Raw genomic sequence first — 15,802 nt, 5'->3', positions numbered from 1 at the left:
AGAAGGGAAAAGGACGATGGAAATGATCCGGAATATCTTATCATGGAATGAGATCCTGACCGTCTCGATCCTGGGCTGGCTCACAGCGCAGCTGATCAAGACTGCGATCAGCTCGATCCTGACAGGCAAGCTGCAGCTGGAGCGGATGGTGGGGGATGGCGGTATGCCCAGCGCCCACAGCGCCACCGTCTGCGCCATGGTGGTGGCCACCGGCCGGCTGGAGGGGGTGCATTCGTCCCTCTTTGCAGTCGCCTGCGTGGTGGCGATCATCACCATGCACGATGCCATGGGCGTCCGCCACGAGACCGGCGAACAGGCCAAGGTGCTGAACAACATCATCGAAATGTGGCTGGAAGAAAACGAGAGCCGTTCGCCCTTCCTGCAGACCATGCACCTGAAAGAAATGGTGGGCCACACCCCTCTGCAGGTCTATGCCGGCCTGATCGTAGGCGCGGCTGTGGGCTTTTTGTATCCGCTGTCCGGGGTGCTGGCATAAACTATGGACAGCATGGCGCGTAAGGAGGCGAGCACTCGGATGGATACCCCTCTGCTGGATCGGATCGCAGAGCCGGAGGATGTCAAAAAACTGAGCAAACTGCAGGTCATCCAGTTGTGCGGGGAGATACGCCGCTTTCTGGTGGACAGTGTCCTGCACACCGGCGGACATCTGGCCTCCAATCTGGGCACCGTTGAGCTGACGGTGGCCCTGCACCGTGTGCTGGATTCTCCCCGGGATAAGCTGGTGTTCGACGTGGGGCACCAGTGCTATACCCACAAGCTGCTCACCGGCCGCAAGGCGGGCTTTGCCCATCTGCGGCAGCTGGACGGCATCTCCGGTTTCCCCAACCCCCGGGAGAGCGTACATGACGCCTTCATTGCGGGGCATGGCAACACAGCCCTTTCTTTGGCCATCGGAATGGCCTGGGCCAAAAAGCTCAAGGGGGAGCCGGGCTGGGTGGTGGCCATCATCGGGGACGGCGCCTTCACCGGCGGTATGGTCTACGAGGGGATGAACAACATCGCCGCCCTCGATAACCTGATGGTTATTCTGAACGACAACAAGATGTCCATTTCCAAAAACGTGGGGGCCATCGCCCGCTATCTCACCCAGCTGCGGGCAGACCCGGAATATTTCCGGGTAAACCGCCATCTCAGCGACGCCATCAGCGAGGTGCCCCTGATCGGGCCGCCCCTGCGGGCTTTTCTCAGCCAGGCAAAGGCTATGGTGCGGCGGGCCATGTACCACTCCACCATGTTCGAGGATATGGGGTTCCAGTATTTCGGGCCGCTGGACGGCCACAATGAGGAGGCACTGGAGCGCACGCTGCGCAATCTCTGCGCCCGCACAGGGCCCCTCTTTCTGCACGTCGTGACCACCAAGGGCAAGGGTTACCCTCCCGCCGAGGAAAACCCCGGTGAGTACCACGGTGTGTCCGCCTCCAGCCCGGGCTATGTGCCCGATCCGGAGGTCTCGGCGCCGGCGTCTTTCTCCACCGCCTTCGGCAAGGCTCTGTGCGAAGCTGCTGCCGCCGATCCCAAGATCTGCGCCATCACCGCAGCCATGAAATATGGAACGGGGCTGCAGTTCTTTGGCAAGGCCTTTCCCAGCCGCTTTTTTGACGTGGGGATGGCAGAGCAGCACGAGATCACCTTTGCGGCCGGCCTGGCCAGCCAGGGCATGACGCCGGTGGCCGCCATCTATTCCACCTTTTTGCAGCGCGCCTACGACCAGATCATCCACGATGTGGGCCTGCTGCAGGTCAAGGTGGTCTTTGCCATCGACCGGGCGGGCCTGGTGCCCGCTGACGGCGAGACCCACCAGGGGATCTACGATCCCGCCTTTCTGAGCCAGGTGGGCATCCCCACTTACTCGCCCTCCAACTATGCCGAACTGCGCTATTGGCTGCTGCGGCTGCTGCGCCCGGACAGGACGGGGCCGCAGGCCATCCGTTACCCCCGGGGCGGAGAGGTGAAAGCCCTGGCTGCCTATGGGTGCACCGGCAGGGACTACGATTTCCTGCAGGACCCCGCCGGGGCCAAGGCCGTACTGGTCAGCTACGGCAGCGAGGTGGAAGACGTGCTGGCGGCGGCCAGCCTGCTGGCAGAGCGCAAGATCGTATGCAGCGTCTGCAAGCTTGTAAAGATATATCCCTTTACAGAGGAGTTCCTGCACGATTTGATGCGGTTTGACGTTGTTTTGTTTGCAGAGGAATGCGTCGAGCGGGGCGGCATCGGCCAGCAGCTGACGGCATGCCTGTGTCAGCTCGGCTGGCAGGGCGCCATGGTCTGCTGCGGGGTGGACAATACCCGGCTGACCCACGCCACCGTGCCGGAGCTGAAAGCCATCATGGGCCTGGACGGGGAACACCTGGCCCAAACCCTGCAGCAAGCCCTGCAAGAGAAAGAGGAACGGTTATGAAAATTCGTTTGGACCAATACCTGGTGCAGAATGGGCTGATCCAGAGCCGTGAGCGGGCCAAGGCCATGATCATGGCCGGGGTGGTCTTTGTCAACGGCCAGAAGGCCGACAAAGCCGGGGACATGATCAAAGAGGACGCCGTGGTGGAGGTGCGGGGCCATGACATCGGCTACGTCAGCCGGGGCGGCCTCAAGCTGGAAAAAGCCATGCAGGTCTTTCCCATCAGTCCCAAAGGCAAGGTCTGCATGGACATCGGCGCGTCCACCGGCGGCTTTACCGACTGTATGCTGCAAAACGGCGCGGCCAAAGTCTATGCGGTGGATGTGGGGTACGGCCAGCTGGCCTGGAGCCTGCGCACCGATCCCCGGGTGGTGAATATGGAGCGCACCAACATCCGCAATGTCACCCCTGAGCAGCTGGAAGATGCCATCGCCTTTTTCAGCGTGGACGTCTCTTTTATTTCTCTGCACCATATCTTCCCGGTGGCCCGGGCGGTGACCACCCCCGATGCCGTCGGGGTCTGCCTGGTCAAGCCGCAGTTTGAGGCGGGCCGGGAAAAGGTGGGCAAAAACGGCGTGGTCCGGGACCCCGCCACTCACCGGGAGGTGCTGCACAACGCCATGGGATATGCGGCCGCCAACGGCTTTGCGGTGCGCGGACTGGATTTCAGCCCGGTCAAAGGGCCGGAAGGAAATATCGAATACCTGATGTTTGTGGAAAAGAGCGCGGAACCCTGCACACTGGGGGAGGAGGCTGCGGCGGCCGTGGTGGCTGCCAGCCACCAGGCGCTGGACCGCTGACATGACCGGAACAGGAGGTGTGGGAACCATGACCGTCTACATTGCCCCCAATCCAGGCAAGAGCTCTGCCGCAGAGGTATCCCTGCGGGCGGTGCAGATTTTGCACAACCACGGGGCGTCTGTCCTGATGGATCAGAACATGAAGAAGGACTGCAACCTCTCGGGGGTGCAGTATCTGCCCTTCGACGCCTGCCTGGAGCAGACCGACGTGATCCTCTCCATCGGCGGTGACGGCACCATCCTGCACGTCGCCAATCTGACGTTGAGTTACCACAAACCCATTTTGGGCATCAACCTGGGACGCTGCGGTTTTCTGGCCACCTGCGAGGTGGACGAGATGGAGACCAAGCTCGCCGCCGTGGCGCGGGGACAGTACAGCCTGGACAACCGGATGCTGCTGTATGTGCGTGTGCTGGGCGACCCCAACTGGGAGGGCCATGCCCTCAACGATGTTGTTGTCACCAAGGGGCGGCTGCAGCAGGCCATCGATTTCAGCGTCTACTGCGACAATATCCTGGTGGAGCATTTCCGGGGGGACGGGGTCATCGTGGCAACCCCCACCGGCTCCACCGCCTATTCGCTGGCGGCGGGCGGCCCCATCCTGGATTCCCAGACCAAGGGCATCGTGGTCACCCCCATCTGCCCCCACAGCCTGGCTACCCCGCCCATGGTCTTTGCGCAGGAGCGCAAGATCAGCATCGGCGTGGGGCAGGTGCAGGACGACGAGGTGTTCATCAGCTGCGACGGAGACAGCGGATACCCGCTGCTGGCAGGCGCCACCGCCGTGGTGCGTCTGTCCGACCAGGTCATCCAGCTGATCACCTTCAGCCAGGCAGACCAGTTCCAGGCCATCGACCAGAAGCTGAGAAGCAGAAGGTGAACCGATATCCACCCCTGCGCACAATGAAAAGGAGGCGGCAATTCCATGAGCCGGAAACCCCAGGAAGATACCAAGACCCGCACCGAACGGCTGCAAGCCATTCTGCGCCTGATCCGTGAGCATCCCATCAGCCGTCAGGAAGAGCTGCAGACCCTTTTGAACGCCGAGGGCTATGAGGTGACTCAGGCCACGATTTCCCGGGACATCCGGGAGCTGTGTCTGGTCAAAGCGGCCACCGACGAGGGATACCGCTATGTGTCCAGCCACAGCGACCGGTATGACCCTAAAGTCAAGGAACGGTTTGAGACCATCTTCCGGGAATCGGTGCTGGCCGTGGACTTTGCAGGGCACATCGTGATGGTCAAATGCTACCCCGGCATGGCCAACGCCGCCTGCCAGGTGTTCGACTCGATGCAGTGGAAGAACGTGGTGGGCTCCCTTTCGGGTGACGATACCTTTTTGGTGCTGGTGCGCTCCGAGCGGGACGCCAAAAACATCAGCGCCGAGCTGGAACGCTATATCGCACATAAATGACCGCTCCGGCGGAAATGAGGCATTGAAATGCTGAGCAGCCTGCAAATTGAAAATGTGGCCGTCATCCAGAAGGCCACAGTGCATTTTGAAAAAGGGTTGAACGTGCTGACCGGCGAGACCGGCGCCGGCAAGTCGATCCTGATCGATTCCATCAACGCCATCCTTGGCAGCCGCACCTCCCGGGATCTGGTCCGGTCGGGGGCGTCCAAGGCCGTCATCCGGGCCGCCTTCGAACAGGTGCCCGCCGCCGTCCAGGACAGCCTGGAAAAGGCGGGCTATGAGCGCTGCGACGAGCTTTTGCTCACCCGGGAGATCACAGCCGAGGGCAAGAGCAGCTGCCGCATCAACGGGATGCCCGCCACCGCCGCCCTGCTGCGGGAACTGTGCGGGGGCCTGATCAATATCAACGGCCAGCACGACTCGGTGGGGCTGCTCAACCCGGCCCATCACCAGGCCCTGCTGGACGATTATGCCCAGAACCGGTCCGAGTACCAGGCCTATTACAAGATCTACAAGGAGCTGATCCGGGTCAAGCGGGAACTGGACAGCCTGGTCACCGACGAGGAAGAGAAGCGCCGCAAGACCGACCTGCTGCAATACCAGGTGAACGAGATCGACGACGCCGCCCTGACCGCAGGAGAGGAGGAGAGCCTGGAGAGCCGCCGCAAGGTGCTGGCCAACGCCTCCACCATCCGGGAACAGATCGCCCGGGCCTATGCGGCCCTGTCGGGCGGGGACGAGGCCGCCGGCGGAGTGGACCTGCTGGGGGAAGCGTCCAACGCCATCGATGCCGCAGCCCAGCTGGACAGCGGCCTGGCGGACAGCGCGGGCCAGCTGCTGGATCTCTACTACACCGCCAAGGATCTCTCGGCCGACCTGGCTTCCCGCCTGGAGGATTACGAGAGCAACGACGGGGAACTGGACGAGATCGAGCAGCGGCTGGACCTGATCTACAAGCTCAAGCGGAAATACGGCGATACGGTGGAAGATGTGCTGGCCTTTGGGGAAAAGGCCCGGGAAGAGCTGGAGCGCATCCAGTTCTCCCAGGAGCACCACGACCGTCTGCAAGCCGAAAAGATGCGGCTGTACGGTCTGGCCCGGGAAGCCGCCGAAGCCCTGACCCAGACCCGCCTGAAGGCTTTTGAGGAGCTCAACCGCAAGATCTCGGATACATTGGATTTCCTGAATATGCCGGGGGTCCGGCTCAGCCTGCGGCACAGCCGTGGGCCGCTGGCCAGCCACGGGCAGGACAGCATCGAATTTTATATCGCCACCAACCCCGGCGAACCGCCCAAACCCCTGGCCAAAATCGCATCCGGAGGCGAACTGAGCCGCATCACCCTGGCCATCAAGAATGCCCTGGCCGACAGGGACGCCGTGCCCACCGTCATCTACGACGAGATCGACAGCGGCGTTTCGGGCAAGGCGGCCGGGAAGATCGGCGAGGTGCTGCGCCAGAGTTCCCGCAGCGGCCACCAGATCCTCTGCATCACCCATACCGCCCAGATCGCCGCCCTGGCCGACTGCCATATGCTGATCCAAAAGCGGGTGGAAGGGGACCGGGCTTATACGCAGGTGACCCCCCTGGACACTGAGGGCCGGGTGGACGCTTTGGCCCACCTCATCTCGGGCGACCATGTCACCGACCTGGCCCGCGCCAATGCCCGGGAAATGCTGGACCTGGCAGGACAGGAAGCGCGGGGATGACCGCCGGATGCTTTTTTGCGCTTTCCGGTTGTATTCCGGCAAGCCGTATGGTATCCTTATCTTACTCGAAAGATACCCCCGCGCCAAGGAGGATGAGGAACCTATGGAAGAATTCAGACAGATCATGGAGACATTCGCTGCATCCGGCTGGGAGCTGATCGCGGTCCCTGCCCAGGCATGGCTGGAAGGCCGGAGTGACCCTGCGGCTCTGACCGCCGCCTTACAGCAGGCCGACAGAGAGTGCGGCAGCTGCGGGTGCCGGCTGGACCCGCTGTATAAGCGTGCGCTGGCCCTGATCGCAGAGGGGGAAGCGGCTTTATGAAGATCGAGATCGGGCAGGAACTGCCGTCTTACTTCCGACCGGCGTATCCGGAGGAGTTCGAGCTCTTTTCCCACTTCGAGGTCACGGCGGGCATCCCCACCGTGCTGTTTGCCGTCACCACCTGGAAGGCAAACGGCAAGCCCAATGTGTGCTTCCACGCATGGAGCTGTTTCCATGGGGACAAGACCGCCTTTTTTGCGGTGATGGGCAATCTGTACCAGCACACCCATACCTATGCCAACATCCTGCGGGAGCGGTGCTTTGCGGTCAACTTTCTGCCCATCGGCTGCTACGACCGCCTGGTACAGACCATCCACAACAACCAGGAGGAGACAGACGAGTTTGCCGCCGGCGGTTTTGCGCTGGCCCGGGCCAGGACCATCCACGCCCCGGTCATAGAGGAGGCTTTCCTCACCCTGGAATGCACCCTGGAGCAGGTGCAGGACCTGAGCGGCTCCGGCATCACCGCCATGGTGACCGGGCGGGTACAGCACGCCTCGATGGAACAGGACTACGCCCGCGGCTATGGAAAGCGCTATGGTCCGGACGGTTTTATGCTGCTGACCCCGGCGCCCCAGGATCTGGTCACCGGGCAGCCCGGTCAGTCCGGCATTTCCACCCTGCAGGTGGAGCGGCTGGATTGAAAAACCCCTTGACATTCCGCTTTTGTTCCTGTACAATAGACAATCGTAAAGGCGATGATGGGACCAAGTACCCTGAACCGCTCTGCCCAGAGAGGCCCCGGCTGGTGAAAGGGGCGTGCAGAGCCGCAGGTGAAATACCTCCCGGAGCCGCAGGCTGAACCGGCGCACAGCGCCCAGTAGGCCCCGCCGCGTGCGAGCGTTACAAACGCAGAGTGTTGGTCCATCCACTGAGGGGCCCGCACTTATGAGGCTGTCATCCGTGAGGGGGCAGCAAACAGAGGTGGTACCGCGATCTTCTCGCCCTCTGCCAATTCAAGTTGGCGGAGGGTGTTTTTTTATCCTCCGCTGGGTACAAAAACAGGAGGTATGTTCTTATGAAGCTCTACGACGAACTGAAAGCCCGCGGCCTGGTGGCCCAGATCACCGATGAGGAGATCATCGACGTGATCAACGAAGGCAAAGCGACCTTTTACATCGGCTTCGACTGCACCGCCGACAGCCTGACCGCCGGCCATTTTATGGCCCTGACCCTGATGAAGCGGCTGCAGATGGCGGGCAACAAGCCCATCGCCCTGATCGGCGGCGGCACCACCATGATCGGCGACCCTTCGGGCCGCACCGATATGCGCAAGATGCTGACCAAAGAGGACATCGACCACAATGCAGCCTGCTTCAAAAAGCAGATGGAGCGGTTCATCGACTTTGGCGAGGGCAAGGCCATGATGCTGAACAACGCCGACTGGCTGCTCAAGCTGAACTACATTGAGCTGCTGCGCGAGGTGGGCGCCTGCTTCTCGGTCAACAATATGCTGCGGGCCGAGTGCTACAAGCAGCGGATGGAAAAGGGTCTGTCCTTCCTGGAATTCAACTACATGATCATGCAGAGCTATGACTTCTACTACATGTTCCAGCACTACGGCTGCAATATGCAGTTTGGCGGCGATGACCAGTGGAGCAATATGCTGGGCGGCACCGAGCTGATCCGCCGCAAGCTGGGCAAGGACGCCTATGCCATGACCATCACCCTGCTGACCGACTCCCAGGGCAAAAAGATGGGCAAGACTGCGGGCAACGCAGTGTGGCTGGACGCCAACAAGACCAGCCCATTTGATTTCTACCAGTACTGGCGCAATGTGGATGACGCCGACGTCATGAAGTGCATCCGGATGCTCACCTTCCTGCCTCTGGAGCAGATCGATGAGATGAACACCTGGAAGGACCAGAAGCTCAACGAGGCCAAGGAGATCCTGGCCTACGAGCTGACCAGCATGGTCCACGGCAAGGAGGAGGCCGAAAAGGCCCAGGACGCAGCCCGTGCCCTGTTCAGCGGCAACGCCGCCGACACCGAGCATATGCCCACCACCACCCTCACCGAGGCTGACCTGACCGACGGCTCCATCGGTATCCTGACCCTGATGGTCAAGGCGGGGCTGGCATCTTCCAACGGCGAAGCCCGCCGTCTGGTGACCCAGGGCGGCGTACTGGTCAACGGCGAAAAGGTGGCCGCTCCCACCGCCAGCTTCAGCGCGGATCAGCTGGCCGAGGGCATCGTCATCAAAAAGGGCAAGAAGGTCTACCATAAGGTGACCCTGTAACCCTCTTTCTGCACAACACAACAAAAAGCGGCGCCTCTCCCGTCCGGATGTCCGGACAGGGGAGGCGCCGTTGCTTTTTGGGAGCGGGGACGTGCGGAGGCGGAGACCCGAAAGACTCCGCCTCCGCAGTGCAAGATCCCTACACCACAAGGAAGTCTTATTTGACCAGGACCACTTCCTGACCCTGGGTGACCTTGCCGGTGACGATGGGTTCGACACTGGTAAAGTCGTCGGTGTTGGTGACCACGACAGGGGTGGTCAGCTTGTAGCCTTTACCCGAAATAAAGGCCATATCAAACTTGAGCAGCAGCTGGCCCTTCTTGACCTTGTCGCCCACTTTGACCTGAGGCTTATAGCCCTCGCCCTTCAGCTCAACGGTATCCATACCCACATGGATCAGAACTTCCAGGCCGTTGTCCCCCATGATGCCAACGGCGTGGCTGGTCTCGGCTACCTGCTCGATGGTGCCGTCAAAAGGCGCGACCACTTCGCCCTTGGAAGGCTCGATGGCACAGCCCTTGCCCAGCGCTTCGCTGGAGAAGACCGGATCGTCGATCTCGCTCAGGATGCGGATCTCGCCCTCCAGAGGGGCGCAGACGATCTTGTCACCGGCAGGAGCCGCGGGCTTGGCGGCCGGTGCAGCCGGCTCTTCCTTCTTGTGGAACAGATTGGAAAAGAATCCCATTGTACGTTTCTCCTTATCTTGCCATATTTACCGTTCCTTTGGGAGGCGGCGCACCCGCAAAGGCAGCGCGCTGGATGCTTTGCAGCCATGCCGCGGGCCTTGAAGAACAGTCTCTCTATATGCAATTCTATCACAATTTCCCATAATTTACAGTAAAAAAGGGAAGAAGATTTATATTTCGTGAATCAGCCCAAAAGAGAAACTTGTTTCTTGTGAAACCTGCCTATAAGTAGACCCGGCTTTCACAGCTCGTAAGCCTGGCGCAGGGCCTCATAGGCGGCATCTTCGTTTTCACTGCGCACCAGCAGGGAAATATCCAGGTCGCTGGTGGTGATGAGATGCACTTCGATGCCTGCCGCAGCCAGGGCACTGAGGGCCCGGGCGGCCACGCCGCAGCTGGCCACCATCTCCTCGCCAAAGAGGTTGAGTTTCGAATAGCCCACGCTGATCAGGGGGGCGGCTTTGGCGTCGGGATCGAGCTTGGCGGCCGAGATAGCCTTCATCACCAGGGGCAGATCGCCGCTGGACGCAGTGAAGCTGAAGTCCAGCCGGGTGCCGTGGGGTGCGCTCTGGCTGATCATATCCACCACGATGCCGGTATCGGCAAAGATCTGCAAATAGCGTGCCAGGCTGCCGGCGCTGAAAGCGGCGTCCTGGACACTGATCATCATGACGCCTGGCTCGATGCTGATTTTTGATACTCCGTACATAATCATGCTCCAATCTGCCTGTGTAAGGCACAATCGATTTTCGGAACTCTGCCGCCTGTGCAGCCGGGTCAGTCCAGCGCCAAAAACGCCGGGTCGATGTACTGCTGGGCCACAGCGCGGATGTAGTCGAAGCTGAAGTCGCTGTAAGATGCCCGCACGCCGTGGGACTGGGCCAGCTCGGGGGTGTAATCTCGGTAGAGGTAGGCCTGCACGTCCGATTTGCCCGGGCCATAGTGGGTGACGGTGGGGTGCAGCTGGGGGTCTTGTACGCTCAGGGTGACAGCGCCGTCGGGCGCCGTGGTTTTTTCCAGCCGTAAGGTGAGGATCGCCCCGATCAGCTGATCCTTTTTGCTCTGGGTGCTGAGGAAATTGCCCAGAGAATAGGCCACAAAGACCTTTCTGCCGTCTGCCGCAGTCCGCCACTCGGCATTTTGCAGCACATGGGGGTGGGTGCCCACGATCACGTCTGCGCCCCAGTCTGCCAGCTGTTGGGCCAGGCCGCGCTGGGCGTCCGTGATGGTGTGGCTGTCCTCCACGCCCCAGTGGACGCCCACCACCACAAAGTCGGCCAGCTGGGCTGCCCGCTGCACCTGCTGCCGGATGGTATCGGTCTGGCTGGTGTAGATGACATGGGCTTCCATCTTGTCGTTGGGCGGGATGCCGTTGGTGTGCTCGGTGTAGGACAGATAGGCGATGGTGATGCCGTTGACGGTGTGCACCGGGATCTCCCCATCGTCGCTGCGCCACAGGCCGGTGGTGACGGTGTCGGCCGGCATCGAATCCCAAAACCGCAGGGTGGCGGCAATCCCGCCGCTGCCTTTGTCATAGGTATGGTTATTGGCCAAGCTGAACACCCGGAAACCGGCCCGGTAGAGCGCCCTGGCACAATCTCCCGGCGTGGAAAAGCAGGGGTAGGTGGAGGGGGCAAGCTCGTCGGTGCAGAGGGTCTCCTGGTTGATCCAGTTGACGTCAAAGGTGCGGTAGAAGGGGACCAGATTTTCGTAGCAGTAGTCGAAACTGTAAGGGGCCGATCCCACCGCCCGGGCGGCAGCCTGCTCGTAGATCTTGGAATGGATCAGGTTGTCGCCGGTGGCGGAAAAGCGGACCGTCTCCACCACAGGCTGCGGTTCCGGCGGCGGCTTTGGATCGGGCGCGCTGGAGACGGTGCTGCTGGCGACCGGTTGGGCCGACGCCGGCTGCGCCGGCCGGAACCCACCCAGCGCCGCGCAGAGCAGCAATGCCGCGCAGAGCGCACCCAGAGCGCACCAGAGGGGCAGCCGGCTGTTGGGCCTGCCGGAGGGCGGTTCGGCTCCGGGCGGCCCCGAAGGATGTTTGCGCATAGGTTCCTCCTTTTGAGGATGGGAGAGCGGCCCGGGATGCATCCGGCGGATAGGGGGGACGCTTTCAGGTCGCTGGGGTCAGCGCTCGGCGATCAGGTCGCTCATGTTGTACAGGCCCGGCTCCTTGCCGGCCAGATAGACGGCGGCGTTGATGGCGCCGTTGGCAAACACACTGCGGGAATAGGCGGTGTGCTTGAGGGTGACCACCTCATCCGGGCCGCAGAACAGCACCTCGTGATCTCCCACGATGCTGCCGCCCCGCACCGAGCTGATGCCGATCTCCATGGGGTCGCGCTTGGCCCGCACCGAAGCCCGGTCGTAAACATAATGGTAAGCGCCGCCCGCCTCCTCGTTGACCGCATCTGCCAGCATCAGGGCGGTGCCGCTGGGGGCGTCCACCTTGTTGTGATGGTGCTGCTCCACGATCTCCACGTCGTAGGCGGTGCCCAGGATGGCCGAAGCGCGCTTGCACAGCTCGGTCAGCAGGTTGATGCCCAGGGACATATTGGCGCTTTTAAAGACCGGAACGCTGCGGGACAGCTGGACGATCTTGAGGTTCAGCTCATCCGACATACCGGTGGTGCACAGGACGATGGGTGTCTTGTGGGCCTCGCAGTAGGGCAGGACCTTTTCCACAGCAGCAGGGGAGCTGAAATCGATGATGACATCGCCCCGGCCTTCCAGCTCGTCGGGGCTGGTGACCACCGGGATGCCGTTCTGCTGGCCGGCTTTGAGGTCGATGCCCGCCACCACCCGGCAGTCCTCCCGCTGGGCGATCATATCGCAGAGCACATGGCCCATCCGGCCGTTGATCCCTTGAATTACAATATCCGTCATTTGGACCCTTCCTTTCTTTTGTCTGTCAGATGAGGCGAATGCCCGGAAAAGGGGACTTTGCCGGGCATTCGCACACTGTTATGACAGCAGGCCGTGCTCCCGCAGGGTCTGCTCGATCTTGGCTTTTTTGGCGTCATTCGGCTCCACCAGAGGCAGACGGCATTTGCCGGCCTGCCAGCCCAGCAGATTCATGGCATACTTGACCGGAATGGGATTGACGTCGCAGAACATGGCGTCGCAGAGGGGCAGGATCTCCAGCTGCAGGCGGCGGGCCTTGTCGGTATCCCCGTCAAACCATGCCTGGCAGCAGTCGTGCACCAGGGTGGGGGCAATGTTGGACACCACGCTGATGACCCCCTTGCCGCCCAGAGCGAGCAAAGGCAGGGCCTGGTCGTCGTTGCCCGAATAGATGTTCAGGGCATCGCCGCAGGCCGCCGCGATCTGGGCCACCTGGGCAATGTTGCCCGACGCCTCCTTGATGCCGTTGATCAGGGGGTGCTGGCTGAGTTTTTTGACCGTCTCGGGCTTGATGTTGACGCCGGTGCGGGACGGCACGTTGTAGAGGATCACCGGGATGCCGCCGGCCTCGGCCATGGCGGTGAAATGGGCCACCAGGCCGTCCTGGCTGGTCTTGTTGTAGTAGGGGGTGACCATCAAAAGGCCGTCGGCACCGCAGCCTGCGGCACGGGACGCCAGGGCGCAGCCGTGGGCGGTATCGTTGGAGCCTGCGCCCGCAATCACGGGAACGCGGTGGGCCACCTTGTCTACGGTGAACCGGATGGCGGACAGCTGCTCCTCGTCGGTGAGGGTGGAGCACTCGCCTGTGGTGCCGCAGATGACAATGGCGTCGGTGCCCCGGGCGATCTGATCCTCAATGATCTGGCCCAGCACCTCAAAATGGATGCTGCCATCCTGGTGCATGGGGGTGATGATCGCCACGCCTGCGCCTGTAAAAACTGGCTTTTTCATCATACTAAGGCTCTCCTTTTGTGTTGGATTGTATGTGCGGCAAAGCAGGGCCGGGCGGCGCCGTCAGTCCAGATATCCCTTTGCCGCCAGCAGCTCGGCCAGCAGCACGCCGCCGCCGGCCGCACCCCGCAGGGTGTTGTGGCTCATGCAGGCAAATTTGTAGTCAAAGATAGTATCTTCCCGCAGGCGGCCGATGCAGACGGCCATACCGTGCTCGGTATCCCGGTCCAGTTTGGGCTGGGGACGGTCGTTTTCCTCAAAGTAATGCAGGAACTGCTTGGGCGCGCTGGGCAGATCCAGCTCCTGAGCGGTGCCGCGGAAGTTTTTCCATGCCTCCAGGATCTGCTCTTTGGTGGGCTTCTTCGCAAAGCTGACAAAGACCGCCGCCGTATGGCCATCCGATACCGGCACACGGAAGCACTGGGCCGTGATGACAGGGCCGTCGGCGTTGACGATCCGGTCCCCTTCGATATGGCCCCACAGCTTGAGAGGCTCCTGCTCGCTCTTTTCTTCCTCGCCGCCGATATAGGGGATCACGTTGTCGATGATCTCGGGCATCCGGTCAAAGGTCTTGCCTGCGCCCGAGATGGCCTGGTAGGTGCACACCAGGGCCTTGGTGACCCCGAAATCCTTCATCAGAGGATGGAAGGCGGGTACATAACTCTGCAGGCTGCAGTTGGATTTGACCGCGATGAAGCCGCGCTTGGTGCCCAGCCGGCGGCGCTGGGCGGGGATGATGTCGATGTGGCCGGCGTTGATCTCGGGCACCACCATGGGGACGTCGGGGGTAAAGCGGTTGGCGCTGTTGTTGGAGACCACAGGGCACTCGGCCTTGGCGTAAGCCTCCTCCATCGCCTTGATCTCGTTTTTGGGCATATTCACCGCGCAGAAAACAAAGTCCACCTGGCTGGCGATCTGCTCCACCTGGGCGGCGTCCTGCACCACCATCTCTTTGACGCACGCGGGCATGGGGGTGGGCATGGCCCAGCGGCTGCCCACAGCCTCCTGATAGGTCTTGCCTGCGCTGCGGCTGGAGGCCGCCAGCACCGTCAGCTTGAACCAGGGATGGTTCTCCAGCAGGGTGACAAAGCGCTGGCCCACCATGCCGGTGGCGCCTACAATGCCCACTTTGTACGTTTTTTCCATTTCCAGCACCTTTCCTTTCAAAAAACAGGATACCCATTTGCAAAAAATTGCCGGATTTAAACCCTGGGCGGCTTGCAAACAGGATTGTGTTGCAATATAATAAAGACCAGTTGTATAAAACTTATGATATCATTGATACGGCTTCCGTGTCAACCCACTGGAAAGGCGAATACATCCCATGTTGAAAAAAGATTTTTGGTACGATCTCCCCAAAGAACAGATCGCGCAGGAACCGGCCGACCCCCGGGATTCGGCCCGGCTGATGGTGCTGCACAGGGACAGCGAGCGCATCGAGCACCGCATCTTCCACGATCTCCCGGACTATCTTATGCCGGGGGACTTGCTGGTGGTGAACAATTCCAAAGTCCTGCCCGCCCGGATCATCGGGGTCAAGCAGCCGACCGGGGCTGTCTGCGAACTTCTGCTGCTCCGCCAGGTGAAGGGGGATCAGTGGGAATGCCTGGCCAAGCCCGGCAAGCGGATGCACCCCGGCAACATCATCTCCTTTGGCGACGGGACCCTGACGGCCACGGTGGACGACACCCTGGAGGACGGCAACAAGCTGGTCACTTTCCGGTACGATACTGAGACCCTCTATGAAAAGCTGGACCTCTTTGGAAAAATGCCCCTGCCCCCTTACATCACCAAACAGCTGGAGGATCAGAGCCAGTACCAGACGGTCTATGCCAAAGAGCTGGGCAGCGCTGCGGCCCCCACGGCCGGCCTGCATTTCACCCCCGAGCTGATGGACGTCATCCGGGCCAAAGGGGTCGGCATCGCAGAGGTGACCCTGCATGTGGGGCTTGGCACCTTCCGCCCGGTGCAGGAGGACGAGATCACCGACCACAAAATGCACAGCGAATGGTATTCCATCAGCGAGGACACCGCCCGGCAGATCCAGCAGGCCAAGGCGGCAGGCCGCAGGGTCATCGCGGTGGGCACCACCAGCTGCCGCACCCTGGAAGCTGTGGCAGCCCGCTATGGGGAGATCCGGGCCTGCAGCGGCAACACCAGCATCTTTCTCTATCCCGGTGTGCCGTTCCGCTGCATCGACGGCCTGATCACCAACTTCCATCTGCCCGAGAGCACCCTGATCATGCTGGTGTCAGCCTTCTACGGCTACGACAAGACCATGGCGGCCTACAAGATCGCGGTGGATGAGAAATACCGCTTTTTCTCCTTCGGCGACGCCATGCTGATCATCTGACAAAAAG

At 61.5% G+C, this 15,802-nt stretch carries 16 protein-coding genes; 10 read left to right on the top strand and 6 right to left on the bottom strand.

Annotated features, from left to right (window positions below; all coding sequences use genetic code 11):
* Positions 1-16: 16 nt before the first annotated feature.
* The 9 genes from B5E66_RS03320 (at position 17) to tyrS (ending at position 8,901) form a co-directional block, all read left to right on the top strand.
* Complete coding sequence (locus B5E66_RS03320; protein ID WP_087228632.1) at positions 17-496, top strand: divergent PAP2 family protein; 480 nt, start codon at positions 17-19, stop codon at positions 494-496.
* 39 nt (positions 497-535) lie between these two features.
* A complete protein-coding gene (gene dxs / locus B5E66_RS03315) occupies positions 536-2,419 on the top strand; it encodes a 1-deoxy-D-xylulose-5-phosphate synthase (protein WP_087228630.1) in 1,884 nt (627 codons plus the stop codon).
* A complete protein-coding gene (locus tag B5E66_RS03310; RefSeq protein WP_087228628.1) occupies positions 2,416-3,219 on the top strand; it encodes a TlyA family RNA methyltransferase in 804 nt (267 codons plus the stop codon). Before dxs ends, B5E66_RS03310 begins: the two co-directional genes overlap by 4 nt.
* A gap of 28 nt (positions 3,220-3,247) precedes the next feature.
* The gene (locus B5E66_RS03305; protein WP_087228626.1) at positions 3,248-4,099 is read left to right on the top strand and encodes an NAD(+)/NADH kinase; all 852 of its coding nucleotides are present in this window, start codon (positions 3,248-3,250) and stop codon (positions 4,097-4,099) included.
* Between the two features lie 45 nt (positions 4,100-4,144).
* Positions 4,145-4,633 (top strand): arginine repressor, encoded by a 489-nt coding sequence (locus tag B5E66_RS03300; RefSeq protein ID WP_087228624.1) that lies wholly within the window; start codon positions 4,145-4,147, stop codon positions 4,631-4,633.
* Positions 4,634-4,660: 27 nt separating this feature from the next.
* Entirely contained in the window at positions 4,661-6,340 is a 1,680-nt protein-coding gene (gene recN / locus B5E66_RS03295; protein ID WP_087228622.1) for a DNA repair protein RecN, read from the top strand.
* 103 nt (positions 6,341-6,443) lie between these two features.
* Positions 6,444-6,662, top strand: coding sequence for a hypothetical protein (locus tag B5E66_RS03290; protein WP_087228620.1), 219 nt, complete (start codon positions 6,444-6,446; stop codon positions 6,660-6,662).
* Positions 6,659-7,306 carry a flavin reductase family protein gene (locus tag B5E66_RS03285; protein ID WP_087228618.1) on the top strand — a complete coding sequence of 216 codons (648 nt, stop codon included), beginning with the start codon at positions 6,659-6,661 and terminating at the stop codon, positions 7,304-7,306. Before B5E66_RS03290 ends, B5E66_RS03285 begins: the two co-directional genes overlap by 4 nt.
* 374 nt (positions 7,307-7,680) lie before the next feature.
* Positions 7,681-8,901 (top strand): tyrosine--tRNA ligase, encoded by a 1,221-nt coding sequence (gene tyrS / locus B5E66_RS03280; RefSeq protein WP_087228616.1) that lies wholly within the window; start codon positions 7,681-7,683, stop codon positions 8,899-8,901.
* Positions 8,902-9,058: 157 nt separating this feature from the next.
* Here tyrS and B5E66_RS03275 read toward each other — a convergent pair whose 3' ends face one another.
* The 6 genes from B5E66_RS03275 to asd form a co-directional block, all read right to left on the bottom strand.
* Positions 9,059-9,586 carry a PTS sugar transporter subunit IIA gene (locus tag B5E66_RS03275; protein WP_087228613.1) on the bottom strand — a complete coding sequence of 176 codons (528 nt, stop codon included), beginning with the start codon at positions 9,584-9,586 and terminating at the stop codon, positions 9,059-9,061.
* 242 nt (positions 9,587-9,828) lie between these two features.
* Entirely contained in the window at positions 9,829-10,296 is a 468-nt protein-coding gene (locus B5E66_RS03270) for an ACT domain-containing protein (protein ID WP_087228818.1), read from the bottom strand.
* 68 nt (positions 10,297-10,364) lie between these two features.
* The gene (locus B5E66_RS03265) at positions 10,365-11,636 is read right to left on the bottom strand and encodes a CapA family protein (RefSeq protein WP_087228611.1); all 1,272 of its coding nucleotides are present in this window, start codon (positions 11,634-11,636) and stop codon (positions 10,365-10,367) included.
* Positions 11,637-11,714: 78 nt separating this feature from the next.
* Positions 11,715-12,473, bottom strand: coding sequence for a 4-hydroxy-tetrahydrodipicolinate reductase (gene dapB, locus B5E66_RS03260; RefSeq protein WP_087228608.1), 759 nt, complete (start codon positions 12,471-12,473; stop codon positions 11,715-11,717).
* 78 nt (positions 12,474-12,551) lie between these two features.
* Positions 12,552-13,442 carry a 4-hydroxy-tetrahydrodipicolinate synthase gene (dapA, locus tag B5E66_RS03255; protein ID WP_087228815.1) on the bottom strand — a complete coding sequence of 297 codons (891 nt, stop codon included), beginning with the start codon at positions 13,440-13,442 and terminating at the stop codon, positions 12,552-12,554.
* 63 nt (positions 13,443-13,505) lie between these two features.
* Positions 13,506-14,588 carry an aspartate-semialdehyde dehydrogenase gene (gene asd, locus B5E66_RS03250; RefSeq protein WP_087228606.1) on the bottom strand — a complete coding sequence of 361 codons (1,083 nt, stop codon included), beginning with the start codon at positions 14,586-14,588 and terminating at the stop codon, positions 13,506-13,508.
* A gap of 178 nt (positions 14,589-14,766) precedes the next feature.
* On the opposite strand from asd, the gene queA reads away from it, so the two are divergent.
* Positions 14,767-15,795, top strand: coding sequence for a tRNA preQ1(34) S-adenosylmethionine ribosyltransferase-isomerase QueA (gene queA / locus B5E66_RS03245; protein ID WP_087228603.1), 1,029 nt, complete (start codon positions 14,767-14,769; stop codon positions 15,793-15,795).
* Positions 15,796-15,802 lie beyond the last annotated feature (7 nt).

The organism is Faecalibacterium sp. An121 (genome assembly GCF_002160915.1).
Lineage (GTDB): Bacteria > Bacillota > Clostridia > Oscillospirales > Ruminococcaceae > Faecalibacterium > Faecalibacterium avium.
The sequence above is the reverse complement of the archived record's forward strand: the minus strand, read 5'-3'. Positions and strand labels throughout refer to the sequence as shown.